Origin of the sequence: Henriciella litoralis (genome assembly GCF_002088935.1) — a bacterium.
GTDB classification, from domain to species: Bacteria; Pseudomonadota; Alphaproteobacteria; order Caulobacterales; family Hyphomonadaceae; genus Henriciella; species Henriciella litoralis.
In genome coordinates this window covers 112566-128459 of sequence record NZ_NCSS01000006.1, presented here as the reverse complement: position 1 = coordinate 128459, position 15894 = coordinate 112566, and the positions used below count along the sequence as shown (strand labels likewise).

Genomic DNA, 15894 nt, shown 5'->3' with positions numbered 1-15894 from the left:
GACAAAGTCAGGGATGAGGAATGTCCGTCTGGAAAACCACGATCGCGACCGCTTTGGTCGGTACTTTTCTGCCTGTCGCAGCCGCACAGGGCGATGACACCAGCGCAGCGGTAGCCACGCGCGCAGCGGCTGAAGATCGCGTCGTTCTGACGGCTGACAATGCCTACGTGCTTGACGATGAAAACACCGTGGTCGCCGAAGGCAATGTCATGGTCGAGTATGAAGGCCGTGTTCTGACCGCAGACAGCCTGACCTATAATCGCAACACGGCAAGGGTAAGGGCCCGTGGCAATGTCACGATCCTGGAACCGGATGGCACGCAACGCTTTGCCGAAGAAGTTGAAACAGACGCCGATCTTACCAATGGGTACGCTGTCAACTTCTCGCTGCGGACGCCTGATGGAGATACGGCCGCCGCCAATTCTGCCGTCCGCAGCAACGACACCTATAATGCGCTGGACCGGGCCATTTTCACCTCTTGCGAACTCTGTGAGGGCGAGTCTACGCCAACTTGGGCCATACGGGCCCGCAAAGCCGTTCTGAACGACGAAAGCGGCATGTACAGCTACCGCGACGCTGTGTTCGAACTCGCCGGCATCCCTATTTTCTATCTGCCATGGTTCGCGCATCCGGACCCAAAGGCTGAGCGACGCTCAGGCTTTCTGATTCCAACCGTGGGCAGTTCGTCGAAGACCGGCCTCAACTATAAACAACCCTATATCTGGTCAATCTCACCCTATCAGGACCTCGTGATTGCACCGACGCTCTACTCCAAGGTCAATCCGCTGGTCGAACTCGACTATCGCAAGCGTTTTTATTCAGGTGACGTGAACGCCAACATCAGCTTCACCAATGAAAAGCTATTTGACAGCGATGGCGAAAAGTTTGGCGAGTCCGAATGGCGAGGCCATGTATTCGCGGACGGCAAGTTTGCGATCAATGAGAACTGGCTCTGGGGTTTCGGCATCGAGGAAACCTCGGACGATCTCTATATCAAACGTTACGATATCCAGGGCGAGAACAATGATCGCGGGCTGTACGTCAACCAACCGCGCGTGCTGCTAACCCAGCTATATACTCAGGGTCAGTCGACAAACTGGTATGCGGACGGATCTGTTCTTACGTTCGACAACCTCAGACTGACGGGGAGCCGCGAAGACGCGATCGCGGATGTGCTGCCTCTCGCCCATTTGCGGTACGATTTCGATCTCGGCGCCTTCGGCTATGCAGATGTGCGGGCTTCGGCAGCCTATCTTGATCGAGGAACCGGCACAGACAGCCAGAGAACATCGATCGGCGCCAACTGGACTGCCCAGAAGGTCCTGCCAGGCGGCATTCTGGCTGAACCCTTCGCCGAGGCCCGGTTCGACTATTACGACTTCAACGACTTCCCAACCGCTGGAGACAGCGACACGGTAGAACGCACTGTAGGCAATGTAGGTGCGAGATTGTCCATGCCGTTCTACAGGCCCGGCAAGACGGTGGATATCCTGCTGGAGCCGATCGTTATGGCTTCGGTTGGAACCTCCAGTCCCAATGACGACCCCCTGCCGAACGAGGACTCCAATTACTTCGAACTGAACCAGACATCCCTGTTCGAACCCAATGGGGCCTCAGGCTACGACCTTTATGAAGGCGACGACAAACTTGCAGTAGGCCTTTCAGCGACCGCGCGTTGGAAAAATGGACTGGAGCTATACGCTAAAGGTGGTCGGCGATGGCGCAGCGTTTCTGACAATGCCTTTACAGAACCGACCAACCTCGACGGCACGGTCAGCGACTGGGTTGCGGAGCTGGGCCTCGACATGGGGCGGGTATTTGACGCCAGTGCGCAGGTCAGGCTGGACGATGATACGTTGGACGTGAACCGGATTGATACCAAGTTGACTCTCAACCTTGATCGGGTTCGGGCGGACATCGGCTATTATATGTTGACCGAAGATGTAACGGTGTCAGGCCAGCGACAGGAAGGTGTGATCCTGCAATCGGAAGTCGAGGTCACTGACAATTATTTTGTGATCTATAACTTATCGCGTGACATCGAGCAAAATCGCGACATCAGGCAGTCGCTCGGCTTTGGCTATCAGGACGACTGCTCGCGGTTTGAAATACTATATGAGCGATCTGAGAAGAGAGACCGTGAACTTGGGCCGTCTGACTCAATCGTATTCAGGTTCGCTCTCAAAACCATCGGCAAGTTCGGGTCCAAAGATTTCGATTAGATATCCAGTCCAATGTCACCTGACGACGACTGACTTCCAGGCGTTGCCTCGATTGCAGTCAACAGTATGGTTCGCCATAATTCGGACGGTTTGTCGTGTCAGTCGACACTGTGGAGGTAAGTCATGATCAGATACGCACTCGCTTCAGCCGCGCTGGCAATGTCTGGCGCTTCAGTCGTCCCGCTTGCCGCACAGGCGCAGACGCAAGCACCAGAAACCCGCACGATTGAAGGCATCGTCGTCATCGTGAATGACCAGCCGATTTCCTATAGCGACGTACGCGAGCGCGCGAGCCTTCTGCTTCTGACCCTTGGCGCAGAGCAGCCAACGCAGGAGCAGGTTCAGCAGATCACCTCCCAGGCACTCGATGCGCTGGTTGAGGAAAAGCTACAGCTTCAGGAAGCGCAGGAATATGAGGTCGAAGTCTCTGACGCTGACATCCAGCAGTCCATTTCGGAAATGGCAAGCCAGTCAGGGATGACCCGCGAAAACCTAATTCAGGTCCTACTTTCTTCAGGCGTCAATCCAAGCAGCCTGGAAGACCAGATGCGCGCTGAGATCGCCTGGCGCCGGATCATGGGCGGCCTCTACGGATCGAGAATCCGGATTTCAGAGAACCAGATCGACGAAGCGCTCGCCCAGCAGCGCATCGCGATGACCAAGACCCGGTACAACGTCTCAGAGATCTTTCTCTACGCGCCAACGCCGGAAGAAAAAGAACAAGCTCTGCAGGGCGCCAAGACCATCCTCGACCAATTGAAAGCCGGCGCACCGTTTGAGCTCGCCGCCCAGCGGTTCTCCTCTGCGCCGACGTCCGCAGCTGGCGGCGATATGGGCTGGGTTTCGGCCTCTGACCTTGAGCCAGAAGTCGCCTCAGCTGTACAGGCCATGACTGAACCCGGCTTTGCCGAACCGATCACGGTCGACAATGGCGTTTATCTCATCGCCTTCAGAGGCAAGCGTGACCCATCCGAAACCGAGACACGCGTAGATATGGTGCGCCTGTCTGTGAAAGACGGCTCTGATACGGCGCTTCAGGCCGCAGTCGACAAGGCCGATGGCTGTGCCAGCGCCCGCAAACTGGCGAGCGATGATCCCAATCTTGAGGCCGCCGATCTCAACGATATCCGCCTGAAGGATCTCGGAGAAGAAAGTCAGCAAATGATCAACGCTGTCTCCGAAGGAGAGGCAACGCAGATCTTCGCCACATCCGGCACGATTGCGGTTCTCTATGTCTGCAAGCGTGAAGAATCCGGCGCAAGTCTGCCGACGCGCGAACAGATTGAGGACCGCCTGTTTGGCCGTCAGCTGTCGATGATCGCAGAACGCAGCCTGCGCAATCTGCGCCGGGATGCAACGATCATTCAGCGCGGCAGCTAGGTCCAGGCAAGAGCGCTTGAAACCTCGGGTCTGATCGCGCACAGAAGCCGTAATGACAGACCAACCTCCCCTGCTCCCCCTCGCCGTCACCATGGGTGACCCGGCAGGTTGCGGTCCGCAGATCACATCGCTTGCCTGGCAGGCTTTGCGTGCCTCGGACGTGGCTCCTTTCTATGTGATTGGAAATCCATCACTATTTACTGGCCCTGTCACGAAGATCAGCGATCCGTCCGAAGCTGCTGCAGCTTTTACCAACTCCCTGCCGGTTCTTGATACGTCGACAAGACTAGGACCTGTTGAGACCGGCACGCCAGACCCAAAGACCGCGCCCGCCATTCTGGAAAGCATCGAGCTTGCTACGACGCACGCGCTCGAAGGCAAAGCGGGCGGCGTCGTGACCAACCCGATCTCGAAAGCCGTTCTCTATTCGGCTGGTTTCGCGTATCCGGGCCATACAGAATTCCTGGCCGCGCTATGCGAACGGGCGACCGGTGAGGCAAGCCCACCGGTGATGATGCTCGTCGGCGGCGGCCTCAGGGTCTCTCTCGTCACCATCCACATTCCATTGCTCGCCATTCCTGCGCTGCTGACTGAAGACCTCATCCGGAGCGTCGTCGAGACAACGGCCAGCGCTCTGCAACGAGATTTCGGCCTGACGCGCCCCCGTATCGCGCTCACAGGGCTAAACCCCCATGCCGGCGAAAGCGGCACAATCGGCACAGAGGAGCGCGACATCATCAATCCAGCCGCTCTCAGCTTGCGCGCGGATGGGCTCGACGTCACGGATGCGCGTCCGGCCGATACCGTCTTTGCCGAGATGTTGGATGGCCGCTTCGATGCCGTTGTTGCCATGACGCATGATCAGGGCCTTATCCCGGTCAAGACACTCGATATGTGGGGCGGCGTCAACACGACGCTTGGGCTTCCCATCATCCGCACCAGCCCGGATCACGGCACGGCCTATGACGCGGCGCGAGACGGTGTCGCCAGACCAGACAGCCTGATCGCGGCGATCCGGCTTGCCTCGCAAATGGCTGCCAATCGGGCGCGGGCATGACAGATCCCGAGTTCACACCAGGGCGTGCCCGCAAGGCACTGGGCCAACATTTCTTGTTCGATCCCGACATTCTGCGCCGCACAGCGCTGGCAGGCGGGCCAGTCGAAGGTCGCACCGTCATAGAAGTCGGCCCCGGCCCCGGCGGGCTCACACGCGCGCTTCTGAACGAGGGCGCACGCAAGGTCATCGCTGTCGAGGCAGACGACCGGTTTGCTAGCGGACTGGAGACCTGGCCGGAACATGCTGAAGGCCGTCTCCATGTTCATCAGGGCGACGCGCGTAAAGCTGATTGGGAAGCCCTGATCGAAGCGTGTGGCGGCGACACGCCTGCCATGATCGTGGCGAACCTGCCCTATAATGTCGGCACGCCTCTGCTGATCGACTGGCTGAAGGCTGGCGTCTGGCGCGGGGAAATGGCGCTGATGTTCCAGAAAGAAGTCGCAGAGCGGATCGTCGCCGGGCCATCCACACCGCATTACGGACGGCTCGCCGTGCTGACGCATGCCGTCTGCGACACCTTCATGGCGTTTACGCTTCCCCCCGGTGCTTTTAGCCCACCGCCCAAAGTCGATAGCGCCGTGGCAGTTCTGACACCGCTTCAATCAGATCAGCGCTTTCAGGATCTGGCGACGCTGGAGAAAGTCGCGGCCGCAGCGTTTGGCCAACGCCGGAAGATGCTGCGCGCCAGCCTCAAACAATTGGCAAAACAGGCAGGGCTCGACGCAACCGCGTGGATCGAGAGTTGCGGGATCGACCCAACTGCTCGCGCCGAAACGCTGACGCAGGACCATTTCCGTGCGCTCGCGACGACCTTCGCGGACGCTCAATAAGATAGATCAGATATCAGCTTTGGGCGGCGACGCTTCGAAGCTGTCGGTCCAGCCCGGTCCGCACTGAATCACTCATCGTGGTTGCGGCCTCGACGATCTGCTCAGCTTTGCATTCTTCTGCCAGATAGACGAGCGCCTCGCTCAGAACCATCATACAGGTGGCACGCGCGCGATCCGTTTCCGGCAACTTTACATGATGATCCTCAACGTGAATTAGAACGTCGTTGCCATCAGATATGGTGAGTTTCATGCGCAGTCCCCCCAGACTTTAGTGCGTCATGATGTTTTTATTATAAATTATTGAAGAATGTCTACAGGCGATCTGCTGCTCACGCTTCACCCATGAGTTCGCGCACATGATCTTCAAGACTGAGCTGGCGCAGACGCTTCAGCCGTTCGACCAGCAGAATGCGCTTTAGCCGCTGATAGGCGACGTCCAAATCATCGTTCACGATGGCGTAGTCATAGCGCCGCCAATGGCGCATTTCGGCCTTGGCATCACGCATACGACGCTCGACAATCTCGTCAGTCGAGCCAGGGCGGGCCGCCAGCCGCGCCTTGAGTGCCTCAATGCTAGGTGGCAGCACAAACACCGACACGACATCACGCGGCATCTGATCGTGCAAGGCATCAGCGCCCTGCCAGTCGACGTCGAACAGGACATCATGCCCGGCCTCCAGCAAGCGTTCTGTGTCCGCCCGCGGCGTGCCGTAGAGATTGTCGAAAACAAGCGCCCACTCCAGAAACTCCCGGCGGGAAATCATTTCACGGAAATCCTGGCGCGACTTGAAATGATAATCCTTGCCGTCGATCTCTCCCGGACGTGGATCGCGCGTGGTGGCAGACACGGACAATTTGATGTCGTCGAACTCATCCATCAGCTTTCGCGCGAGCGTCGTCTTGCCAGCGCCCGATGGCGAGGAAATCACCAGCATCAAGCCGCGCCGGTCGCCATGATCCTTTGGGTGTCCGCTATTCGACATTGGCTGCCTGCTCCTTGAACTGGTCTATCAGTCCTTTGAGGGCGAGACCCGCATTCGTCAAATCCATGCTCACCGATTTTGAGCAAAGCGTATTGGCCTCGCGGTTAAACTCTTGCGACAGGAAGTCGAGCTTTCTGCCAATCGCACCGCCCTCTGCGAGCAGCAATCGCCCCGTCGCAATGTGCGCCGTCAGCCGGTCCAGCTCCTCGCGCACATCGGCCTTGGCCGCCGACAGCGCGATCTCCGCCGCCATCCGCTCAGCGTCGACCTTCTCGGTCGCTTCCAGTTCAGTCAGCTGTTTCTCGAGCCGCGCCTTCAAAAGCTTTGGCTGCTCCGCCGCAAGCTCTGTCGCCGACGCGACGTGCGCTTCCATGTCGGACAAGTGTCCGGACATCAGCTCTAAAAGAGCCGCCCCCTCGGCCTGGCGGGCCACGGACAGCTCCTCAAGAACTGCAGTACCGGCGGCCATGAGCACCTGAATCGCTGCCTCATCCGCAATGTCGCGCGTTGACGCGCTTCCTGTCTCGATAACGCCCTTCACTGTCATCAGCGTGGCGAGGGCGGCGCTGTCTGGAGCATGCCCCTGAGCAGCCACTTCGTACGCCCGCACGAGGGATTTCAGCGCATCCTGATTGACCGACAGCGCATCGCTTCCGCCGGCCAGTTCGATTCGTAATCCTACTTGCAAATTGCCCCGTGAGAACACTTTGGACGCTTGCTGCTTGATGTGACGGTCAAGCGCTTCAAATCCGCTCGGCACATTCACACGCACATCCATGGAGCGGCCATTGACGCTTTTCGCTTCCCACGCCCAGGCGCCCCAGTCCGCTTCGCCGGACGTGCGGGCAAACCCCGTCATGGAAGAAACCTTGCCGCTCATTCTGAATCCTCTGCACGTTCACGTGCGATTTCATCGCGCTCAAACTGACGATAGGCCGCCACATTGCGATTATGCTCTGCCAGCGTTTCGGCGAAGACATGACCGCCCTTCCCGTCAGCGACGAAGAACAAATACTCGGTCTCTGGCGGGTTCAGCACCGCGGCAATCGCCTCGCGGCCCGGATTGCAGATCGGTGTCTTAGGCAAACCGTCGATCTGGTAGGTGTTCCAGTCAGTAACCTTGTCGAGCTCAGAGCGATAAAGGGTCCGGCGGACCTTTTTGCCATTCAGGGTTCGATATAGCGGCTCGCCTTGAGAGACGCCGTATATAACCGTGGGGTCGCTTTCCAGGCGCATGCCGCGCTTCAGGCGTGTCGTGAACAGACCGGCCACTTGCGGGCGCTCTTCGGCGACAGCCGTTTCCTTCTCGACGACAGACGCCAGGATGATCGCCTCTTCGGGCGTGGAAACTGGCAAGTCTTCCTGCCGCTCAGGCCAGAGGTCTGCGAGAAGATCGTCCTGCGCCTTTTCCATCCGCTCAATGATTGCCGTGCGCGAAGTGTCTGAGTTGAAGATATAGGTATCTGGCAGAAGGGTCCCTTCAGCAATTTCGCGGTCAGGCATGGCGCCGACGAGATCCGGATGGGCCTCGATAATACGAAGCGCCTGCGCCGTTGTGCGCCCCTCAGGGATTGTGATGCGATACTCGATCACATCGCCTGAGACGAGCAGCTCCAGAATGCCTTCAATGCTGGCACGCGGCGGGATAGCGTATTCGCCAACCTTCATAGCCGCCTGCTGACCGCTGAAGCGCGCATGAAGCCGCATGGCCCGGGCGCTGGAGATGATGCCCTCATTTTCCAGCCGCCGCGCCACGGCGCCGACATGCTCTCCGGGCTCAACCTTGATGACCGTCTCTTCAACGACCGGCCCAGGTTTGGCGACTTCATTCTCCAGCCACAACCAGCCAGCGCCAGCTGCGGCTGCGCCGATCACGGCAATCATGAAACCGAGCGCTATGAGAGCTTTCAGAAAACGCATGGGAGACGACTCACAAAATGACCCAGTCCCCACTCTACACCGAACGGGCCTGAAACCAGACTAGTCAACCTGTTTGAGGATGAGGCAGGCATTGGTGCCGCCAAATCCGAACGAGTTGGACATTGCCGCGCGGACGGGTGCCGTTTTCGCATTATGCGGAATGAGGTCGATGTCTGTCTCAATGCTCGGATTGTCGAGATTGAGCGTTGGCGGCATCACCTGGTCGCGGATCGCAAGCGCGCAGAACGCACTCTCAATGGCGCCCGCTGCACCGAGCAAATGACCAACAGCTGACTTCGTTGACGACAGCGACAGATTCTTCGCATGGTCGCCGAACAGCCGTTCAACCGCACCGATCTCGCCTTCATCGCCCTTCGGCGTCGAGGTGCCGTGCGTGTTGACATAATCGATGTCTGAGGCATCGAGGCCTGAATGGCCGAGCGCCATTTTCATTGCGCGATAGCCGCCCTCAGAGCCTTCAGCAGGCGCTGTGATGTGGTACGCATCGCCCGTCAGGCCATAGCCTGCGACTTCTGCATAGATCTTCGCGCCGCGCGCCTTGGCGTGCTCATACTCTTCGAGAACGACAATCGCCGCGCCCTCGCCCATGACGAAACCATCGCGGTCCTTGTCATAAGGGCGCGAAGCCTTCTCAGGCGTATCGTTGAAATTAGTGGACATCGCCTTGGCTGAGCAGAAACCGGCAATACCGATTTCGCAGATCACGGCTTCCGCACCGCCAGCCAGCATGATGTCAGCATCGCCATATTTGATCAGACGGGCTGAGTCGCCAATCGCGTGAGCGCCGGTTGCGCAAGCCGTCACCACAGCATGGTTCGGGCCTTTGAAACCGTGACGGATCGACACCTGGCCAGACGCCAGATTGATCAGCGCTGACGGAATAAAGAATGGGCTGACACGTCGCGCGCCCTGCGTGTGCAGGGTGATCGACGTATCATAGATGGATTTCAGGCCGCCAATGCCAGACCCGATGAGAACGCCGCTGCGCTCTTTTTCTTCATCAGTCTCTGGCTTCCAGCCTGAGTCTTCGACCGCTTCATCAGATGCGGCCAGCGCATACAGGATGAATTCGTCAATGCGACGGCGCTCTTTAGCACTCGCCGCCTTGTCCGGGTCGAAGGAGTGCGGATCATCCGCACTGCCGCCGCCGCGGCCGTCATTCCACGGAACCTGAAAGGCGATCTTGCACGGCACGTCCTTTGTATCGAACAGGTCGATAGGACCTGCTCCGGACTTGCCGGCAATCAGCCTCTCCCAGGTTGCCTCACGCCCGTTTGCGAGCGGAGAAACCATTCCAATTCCGGTAATGACGACACGGCGCATCAGCTAACCCCTTAAGAAACGTGGGCCTTGATGTGGGTGACAGCGTCACCGACGGTACGGATGTTTTCCTGGACGTCGTCCGGGATCTCGATGTTGAACTCTTCTTCGAAAGCCATGACCAGCTCGACCAGGTCGAGGGAGTCGGCGCCGAGGTCATCGATGAAGCTTGCCGTCTCAGTGACCTTGTCACCTTCAACGTCCAGATTCTCGACTACGATCTTTTTTACACGCTCGAAAACGTCAGACATGGAAACCTCTCTCATAATGTCTGATGGGAAGACCCATAAGGTCTTGGATAAGCCCGTTAGCATACAGATTGTCTGAACGCCAAGGGCTGTAACTGTTTGGCTCTTCTCGCCTAGATCATCGCCATGCCGCCATTCACGTGCAGCGTCTGTCCTGTGACATAGGCCGCTTCGTCCGACGACAAATACACAACGGCGCCAGCGATATCGCTCCCCTGGCCAAGTTTTCCGGACGGAATCTGGCCCAGAAGTGCTTCTTTTTGCGCCTCCGGCAAAACATCCGTCATCGGTGATTCGATAAATCCGGGCGCGACGCAATTCGCGGTGATCCCGCGGCTAGCGACTTCCTGCGCAAAGGATTTGGTGAAGCCGATCATGCCCGCCTTGGAGGCGCAATAATTGGCCTGGCCGGGATTACCCGTCACACCCACAATCGACGTGATGCCGATAATCCGGCCGTGACGGCGTTTCATCATCCCGCGCACAACCGACTTGGTCAGCCGGTAATAGGAGCCAAGATTCACGTCGAGAACGGCGTCCCAGTCTTCTGGCTTCATCTGCATCAGCAGCTTGTCGCGCGTGATACCCGCATTCGCGACGAGAATGTCCAGCGGACCGATGGCTTCTTCGGCGCGGCCAACAAGACCATCGACCGACTCTGGGTCTGAAAGATTGGCGGTAACGACCGCAGCTTCGCCGGACAGGGTCGCCTTGACCTCTTCCAGTACATTCTCACGCGTGCCTGACAGCGCCACTTTCGCGCCTGCGTCAGACAGAGCTTTTGCAATCGCGCTTCCGATGCCGCCCGACGCGCCCGTTACAAGCGCTGTGCGGCCTGACAAATCAAACATGGTTCGTCCTTCCTGCATTCGGGACTATCGCCCGTCTGGAGACCTTGTCGCCCTAGGAGAGGCGTTGTGCAACCGATTCGACGTCTTCAGGTGTACCCAATGTCAGTCCATCGACCCCTTTGACCGTCCGCCGGTTCATCACGGTCAGCACTTTTCCGGCGCCAGCTTCGACAAAAAGCTCAATGCCTTGCGAGGCCATATACTCAACGCTTTCACGCCAGCGCACCTGTCCTGTGACCTGTTCGATCAGCTGACGGCGGATCTGTGCCGGGTCGCTGGTCGGCGCCGCGCTGACATTTGCCACCAGCGGCGTGACAGGCGCTTTGATGTCGATACCAGCGAGCGCTTTCATCATGGCGTCGGCGGCCGGCTGCATCATCGAGCAGTGGAACGGCGCGCTGACCGGCAGCATCATGGCCTTCTTGATTCCAACATCCCCGGTTTTCGATGCCGCGAATTCGATGGCGGCCTTGGAGCCAGAAATCACGATCTGGCCCGGGGAGTTATCATTGGCGATCTCGCAGACGCCGCCTTCGGCCTGCGCCAGCTCACAAAGAGCGATCGCCTGATCCGGGTCCGCCCCGAGCAAAGCCGCCATGGCGCCCTCGCCCGCTGGAACAGCTGCCTGCATGGCGTTACCGCGAATACGCAGCACGCGCGCCGCATCTGCCACGCTGATCGCGCCGCTGGCCGCAAGCGCCGAATACTCACCCAGCGAATGGCCCGCCACGAAAGCTGCCGCTTGGACCTCAATGCCTTTGGACTGAAGCGCCCGCATCGCGGCCACGCTCACGGCCATAAGTGCCGGCTGGGTATTCGCGGTGAGCTTTAGCTGGTCCTCTTCGCCGGACCACATCAGCTCTGAAAGCTTCTGGCCGAGCGCAGCATCGACTTCGTCAAAAACCTCTCGCGCCTCTGGAAAAGCGTCTGCGAGATCTTTGCCCATGCCGATGAACTGGCTTCCCTGTCCCGGGAATATGAAAGCGAACTTTGTCATGATGTCCTGCCCTTCAACCTACCTGAATCGTTTTATCAATTGGCGGACTGCCTAGAAGGGTCCACCCTGATGCGCAAGTATCAGGTGGCCGCGCATGGGTGATGCGGGCAGAGTGCCAGCGCACTTTGGAGAAGGCAGACAATGATCTCACAGGAAGACAAGGCAAAAGCGTTCGAGGCACTGCATCAGTCAGGCTGCTTCGTTCTTCCCAACCCCTGGGACAGAGGGTCGGCCCGCATTCTCGCTGGTATCGGCTACAAGGCGCTCGCCACGACCAGTGCAGGCTTTGCGCGTTCGACAGGCGTGGACGACTATAATGTTACCCGCGACATGGTCATGAGCCATGCACGAGAGCTCTGCTCAGCGACAGACCTGCCAATGTCCGCCGATCTGGAGAACGGCTTCGGCCACACGCCGGAAGACTGCGCTGAGACCATCAGACAAGCGGCTGAGGCGGGCCTTGTGGGCGGCTCGATTGAGGATTTCACTGGTGAGCCGGGCAAGCTGTATGACATCGGCCTCGCCAAGGAGCGTGTCGCCGCCGCTGTCGAGGCGAGGAAAAACCTGCCCTTCCCTTTCATCCTGACGGCGCGTGCAGAAAACTTCTTTACCGGCACACCTGACCTTACAGACGCGATTGCGCGCCTTCAGGCCTATCAGGATGCCGGGGCAGATTGTCTCTACGCGCCCGGGCTAAAAACGCTGGAGGATATCCGCTCTGTCGTGACCTCGGTCAACAAGCCGGTGAATGTCCTGCTTGGCCCTTCCAGCGGACACGTGCCGATCGCGGCATTGGCTGAAGTTGGTGTTCGCCGCGTCTCCGTCGGCGCCGTGTTTGCCAATCTCGCCTATGGCGCGATGATCAAGGCCGCCGAGGAACTGCACGGGCCAGGTACGTTCGATTTCATGGGCGATCTGCCTGGCGCCCGTCTGGTCGACCTTCTGGACAAGGGAACGCCTCAGGCGGGCTGACGCTGCCTGCTTGATTCTTTCCACAGTTTGAGGTTTAAGCGCGCTCTTCTATGGGCTGCGGTCCTGCGGTGCGGAATGAGCTGCACATGTCAGGGGCCATCGCCGGATCGGTTCCCCGCCAATCCAGCGCCGCAGTCTGGAACTCAAGGGAACGAAAAACATGGCATTTTACGAACACGTGCTGATTTCTCGGCCGGACATCTCGCCTGCACAGGTGGAGAGCCAGATCGAGGAACTCGCAGAATGGCTGAAGAGCCAAGGCGCCAAAATCGGCAAGACCGAGTACTGGGGCCTTCGCAACCTCTCCTACCCTATCAACAAGCAGCGCAAGGGACACTACTCCCTTCTCAACATCGACGGACCGGCAGCTGCCGTCCACGAGCTTGAGCGTCGCCACCGCATCTCCGACGATGTGATCCGCTACCTCACGGTCAAGGTTGATGAGCTCGACGAAGAGCCATCGCCAGTGATGGGTCGCAAGGATCGCGGACCGCGTAAGGACTAAGGGGAAACACGATGTCTTCAGAAAACAACTCAGGTGATATCAACATCACCAACATTCCGGCCCGCCGGACTTTCAACCGCCGCCGCAAGGTCGACCCGTTTTCGGGCGAAGGCGCGCCAGCGATTGATTACAAGGACGTGAAACTCCTGCAGCGCTACATTTCCGAGAAGGGCAAGATTGTCCCGTCGCGGATCACCGCTGTGAACGTCAAGAACCAGCGTAAGCTTGCCCGCGCCATCAAACGCGCCCGCATGCTCGCGCTTCTGCCATTCACCGTTAAGTAGGAGACACCCACATGGATATCATCCTTCTTGAACGCGTCGAAAACCTTGGCGAGCTGGGCGAAGAAGTCACGGTAAAGAACGGCTTTGCCCGTAACTTCCTGCTGCCACGCGGCAAGGCCCTGATCGCCAACGAAACCAATCGCGCCCGCTTCGCAGCTGAGCGTGATCTGATCGAAAAGCGCAACGCCGATGCCCGTAGTGAGGCAGAGCAAAGCGGATCCGATCTCGACGGCGCTCAACTGACGCTCATCCGTCAGTCTTCCGACGTCGGCAACCTTTATGGTTCGGTCTCGACCCGTGACATCGTTGATGCGCTGGCCGAAAAGGGCTTCAAGGTCCGCCGCGGCCAGATCAAGCTCGACCAGCCAATCAAGACGCTCGGCGTCTACGAAATGGGCGTTCGTCTGCACGCAGAAGTTCTCGTGAACATCTCCGTCAACGTTGCCCGTTCAATGGAAGAAGCTGAACGTCAGGCTGCTGGTGAGGACGTCATCGAGACGATCCAGGCCGAACAGCAAGGCGCAGCCGCCGAACAGGCGTCTGAACTGGCTGAAGCCAATGCCGAAACCATGGATGCAATGCGAGACAGCGACTACTAGGTCGCATCCTGCAATCGCAGACAATTGAAAAGGCCGCACTCGCAAGGGTGCGGCCTTTTTCTGTTCACTGATCCTGCTGTTTATCCACAGAACTCCACTGAGCTGTGGACCAATTCACCTAGACTGAGAGTCAAGCCTGCAATCTCGCGAATCAGGCGAGTATGCTTGGCCGCTCAGAGAAAATGGTTTGACGCTCATGAACGACATGTCCAATCCTCCGGTCACGGTCGAGGTCCCGCATAACCTGTCCGCAGAAGCTGGCGTGCTGGGCGCGATTCTCTACGACAATAATGCGTTCCAGCGTGTCGCTGAATTCCTGCGCCCGACCGATTTCTACTCGATCCCGCATCAGGAAATCTACGAAGTCTGCTCGAACATGATCCAGTCTGGCCGCGTCGCCGACGGGATCACGCTGCGCGAGCACTTCGAGAAGGCCGACAAGCTGCAGGAGATCGGTGGCGCCTCCTATCTCGCCGAGCTTCTGGACTCAGCCGCCTTCGGCCCTGAGGTCACTGACTACGCCCACATGATCCGTGATTTCGCGATGCGCCGCGAGCTGATTGATATCGGCGCGACCGTGCAGCAACGCGCCTTCAAGCCGGGGCCCGATGAAGGCGGTGATCGCCAGCTTGAGCTTGCCGAGCGCCAGCTCTTTGACCTTGCCGACCGCGGCTCATCCTCGCGCGGCTTTCACAGCTTCTCAGCGGCCCTCAAAGAGTCGCTGCAGATGGCCGAGGCCGCCTATCAACGGGATGGAAAGATCGCCGGCGTCGCCGCGCACCTCGACGCGCTGGACGAGAAACTCGGCGGCTTTCACAAGTCAGACCTCGTCATTCTCGCTGGCCGCCCATCCATGGGTAAGACCACGCTCGCCACCAATATTGCCTTCAACGCGGCGAATGCCTGCAAGCGCGAGGTACAGGAAGACGGCTCGAAGAAAACCGTCGACGGCGCCGTTGTGGCCTTCTTCTCGCTGGAAATGTCGTGCGAACAGCTTGCTACCCGGATCATCGCTGAGCGCACCGGCATCAACGCTCACCGCATCCGTCAGGGTGATCTCGACAAGCATGACTTCGAGAAGATCCGCCAGGCGACGGAAGAGCTACAGAACCTGCCGCTCTACATTGATGATCAGGGCGGCATCTCGGTCAGCCAGCTCTCGGCCCGCGCGCGCCGGCTGAAGCGCACGGTTGGCCTCGATATGATCGTGATCGACTATCTGCAGCTGCTCACCTCCACGCTCGGCAAGTCCTCGGACAGCCGCGTGCAAGAGATCACGCAGATCACCATGGCGCTAAAAGCCCTCGCAAAGGACCTCAACGTCCCGGTCATCGCCCTGTCGCAGCTCTCACGGGCCGTTGAGCAGCGCGAAGACAAACGCCCACAGCTCTCTGACCTTCGTGAATCCGGCTCGATCGAGCAGGACGCCGACGTCGTCATGTTCGTCTACCGCGAGTCCTATTATCTGGAGCGGACAGAGCCACAGGCTGGCGGCGATGACCCGCAATCAGCCGAGAAATGGACCAAGTGGCGCCAGCGCATGGATGAAGTCTATGGCACCGCCGAAGTCATCATCGGCAAACAGCGCCACGGCCCCATCGGCCGCGTCACCCTCGCCTTCGACGCCAACACCACGCGCTTCGGTAACCTCGACCGCGCCCCTGCGGACGACGATTACGAATAGGCTCGCCGTCCTGTCAGACCT

17 protein-coding genes are annotated in these 15894 nt (G+C 59.0%); 9 read left to right on the top strand and 8 right to left on the bottom strand.

Annotated features, from left to right (window positions below):
• The first annotated feature begins 20 nt into the window (after positions 1-20).
• The 4 genes from B8783_RS04250 (at position 21) to rsmA (ending at position 5489) form a co-directional block, all read left to right on the top strand.
• Positions 21-2222 carry an LPS-assembly protein LptD gene (locus B8783_RS04250; RefSeq protein ID WP_084418543.1) on the top strand — a complete coding sequence of 734 codons (2202 nt, stop codon included), beginning with the start codon at positions 21-23 and terminating at the stop codon, positions 2220-2222.
• 123 nt (positions 2223-2345) lie between these two features.
• Positions 2346-3602 (top strand): peptidylprolyl isomerase, encoded by a 1257-nt coding sequence (locus B8783_RS04245; RefSeq protein WP_084418542.1) that lies wholly within the window; start codon positions 2346-2348, stop codon positions 3600-3602.
• Positions 3603-3654: 52 nt separating this feature from the next.
• The gene (gene pdxA / locus B8783_RS04240) at positions 3655-4659 is read left to right on the top strand and encodes a 4-hydroxythreonine-4-phosphate dehydrogenase PdxA (RefSeq protein ID WP_084418541.1); all 1005 of its coding nucleotides are present in this window, start codon (positions 3655-3657) and stop codon (positions 4657-4659) included.
• A complete protein-coding gene (gene rsmA / locus B8783_RS04235; protein WP_084418540.1) occupies positions 4656-5489 on the top strand; it encodes a 16S rRNA (adenine(1518)-N(6)/adenine(1519)-N(6))-dimethyltransferase RsmA in 834 nt (277 codons plus the stop codon). Before pdxA ends, rsmA begins: the two co-directional genes overlap by 4 nt.
• Before the next feature lie 13 nt (positions 5490-5502).
• On the opposite strand, the gene B8783_RS04230 is transcribed toward rsmA, so the two are convergent.
• The 8 genes from B8783_RS04230 to fabD all read right to left on the bottom strand — a co-directional run bounded on the left by B8783_RS04230 (position 5503) and on the right by fabD (position 11829).
• On the bottom strand, positions 5503-5739 hold the full coding sequence (locus B8783_RS04230) for a hypothetical protein (RefSeq protein ID WP_084418539.1): 237 nt from the start codon (positions 5737-5739) through the stop codon (positions 5503-5505).
• A gap of 79 nt (positions 5740-5818) precedes the next feature.
• A complete protein-coding gene (gene gmk, locus B8783_RS04225; RefSeq protein ID WP_084418538.1) occupies positions 5819-6472 on the bottom strand; it encodes a guanylate kinase in 654 nt (217 codons plus the stop codon).
• On the bottom strand, positions 6462-7352 hold the full coding sequence (locus B8783_RS04220) for a YicC/YloC family endoribonuclease (protein WP_084418537.1): 891 nt from the start codon (positions 7350-7352) through the stop codon (positions 6462-6464). Before B8783_RS04220 ends, gmk begins: the two co-directional genes overlap by 11 nt.
• Positions 7349-8392 (bottom strand): endolytic transglycosylase MltG, encoded by a 1044-nt coding sequence (gene mltG, locus B8783_RS04215; protein WP_084418536.1) that lies wholly within the window; start codon positions 8390-8392, stop codon positions 7349-7351. The genes B8783_RS04220 and mltG overlap by 4 nt, the downstream gene beginning before the upstream one ends.
• A gap of 60 nt (positions 8393-8452) precedes the next feature.
• Positions 8453-9736: a beta-ketoacyl-ACP synthase II gene (fabF, locus tag B8783_RS04210; RefSeq protein WP_084418535.1), complete on the bottom strand. Its 1284-nt coding sequence runs from the start codon at positions 9734-9736 to the stop codon at positions 8453-8455.
• 11 nt (positions 9737-9747) lie between these two features.
• A complete protein-coding gene (locus B8783_RS04205; protein ID WP_084418534.1) occupies positions 9748-9984 on the bottom strand; it encodes an acyl carrier protein in 237 nt (78 codons plus the stop codon).
• Positions 9985-10094: 110 nt separating this feature from the next.
• Complete coding sequence (gene fabG, locus B8783_RS04200) at positions 10095-10832, bottom strand: 3-oxoacyl-[acyl-carrier-protein] reductase (RefSeq protein ID WP_084418533.1); 738 nt, start codon at positions 10830-10832, stop codon at positions 10095-10097.
• A gap of 52 nt (positions 10833-10884) precedes the next feature.
• Complete coding sequence (gene fabD, locus B8783_RS04195; RefSeq protein WP_084418532.1) at positions 10885-11829, bottom strand: ACP S-malonyltransferase; 945 nt, start codon at positions 11827-11829, stop codon at positions 10885-10887.
• A 141-nt stretch (positions 11830-11970) separates the two neighbouring features.
• On the opposite strand from fabD, the gene B8783_RS04190 reads away from it, so the two are divergent.
• From B8783_RS04190 to B8783_RS04170, 5 genes are all read left to right on the top strand, one after another.
• Positions 11971-12801 carry an isocitrate lyase/PEP mutase family protein gene (locus B8783_RS04190; protein WP_084418531.1) on the top strand — a complete coding sequence of 277 codons (831 nt, stop codon included), beginning with the start codon at positions 11971-11973 and terminating at the stop codon, positions 12799-12801.
• 160 nt (positions 12802-12961) lie between these two features.
• Positions 12962-13306 (top strand): 30S ribosomal protein S6, encoded by a 345-nt coding sequence (rpsF, locus tag B8783_RS04185; RefSeq protein WP_084418530.1) that lies wholly within the window; start codon positions 12962-12964, stop codon positions 13304-13306.
• Between the two features lie 11 nt (positions 13307-13317).
• A complete protein-coding gene (gene rpsR, locus B8783_RS04180; protein WP_084418529.1) occupies positions 13318-13590 on the top strand; it encodes a 30S ribosomal protein S18 in 273 nt (90 codons plus the stop codon).
• Positions 13591-13601: 11 nt separating this feature from the next.
• Complete coding sequence (gene rplI, locus B8783_RS04175; RefSeq protein ID WP_084418528.1) at positions 13602-14189, top strand: 50S ribosomal protein L9; 588 nt, start codon at positions 13602-13604, stop codon at positions 14187-14189.
• A gap of 196 nt (positions 14190-14385) precedes the next feature.
• On the top strand, positions 14386-15873 hold the full coding sequence (locus tag B8783_RS04170; RefSeq protein WP_084418527.1) for a replicative DNA helicase: 1488 nt from the start codon (positions 14386-14388) through the stop codon (positions 15871-15873).
• Positions 15874-15894: the final 21 nt, after the last annotated feature.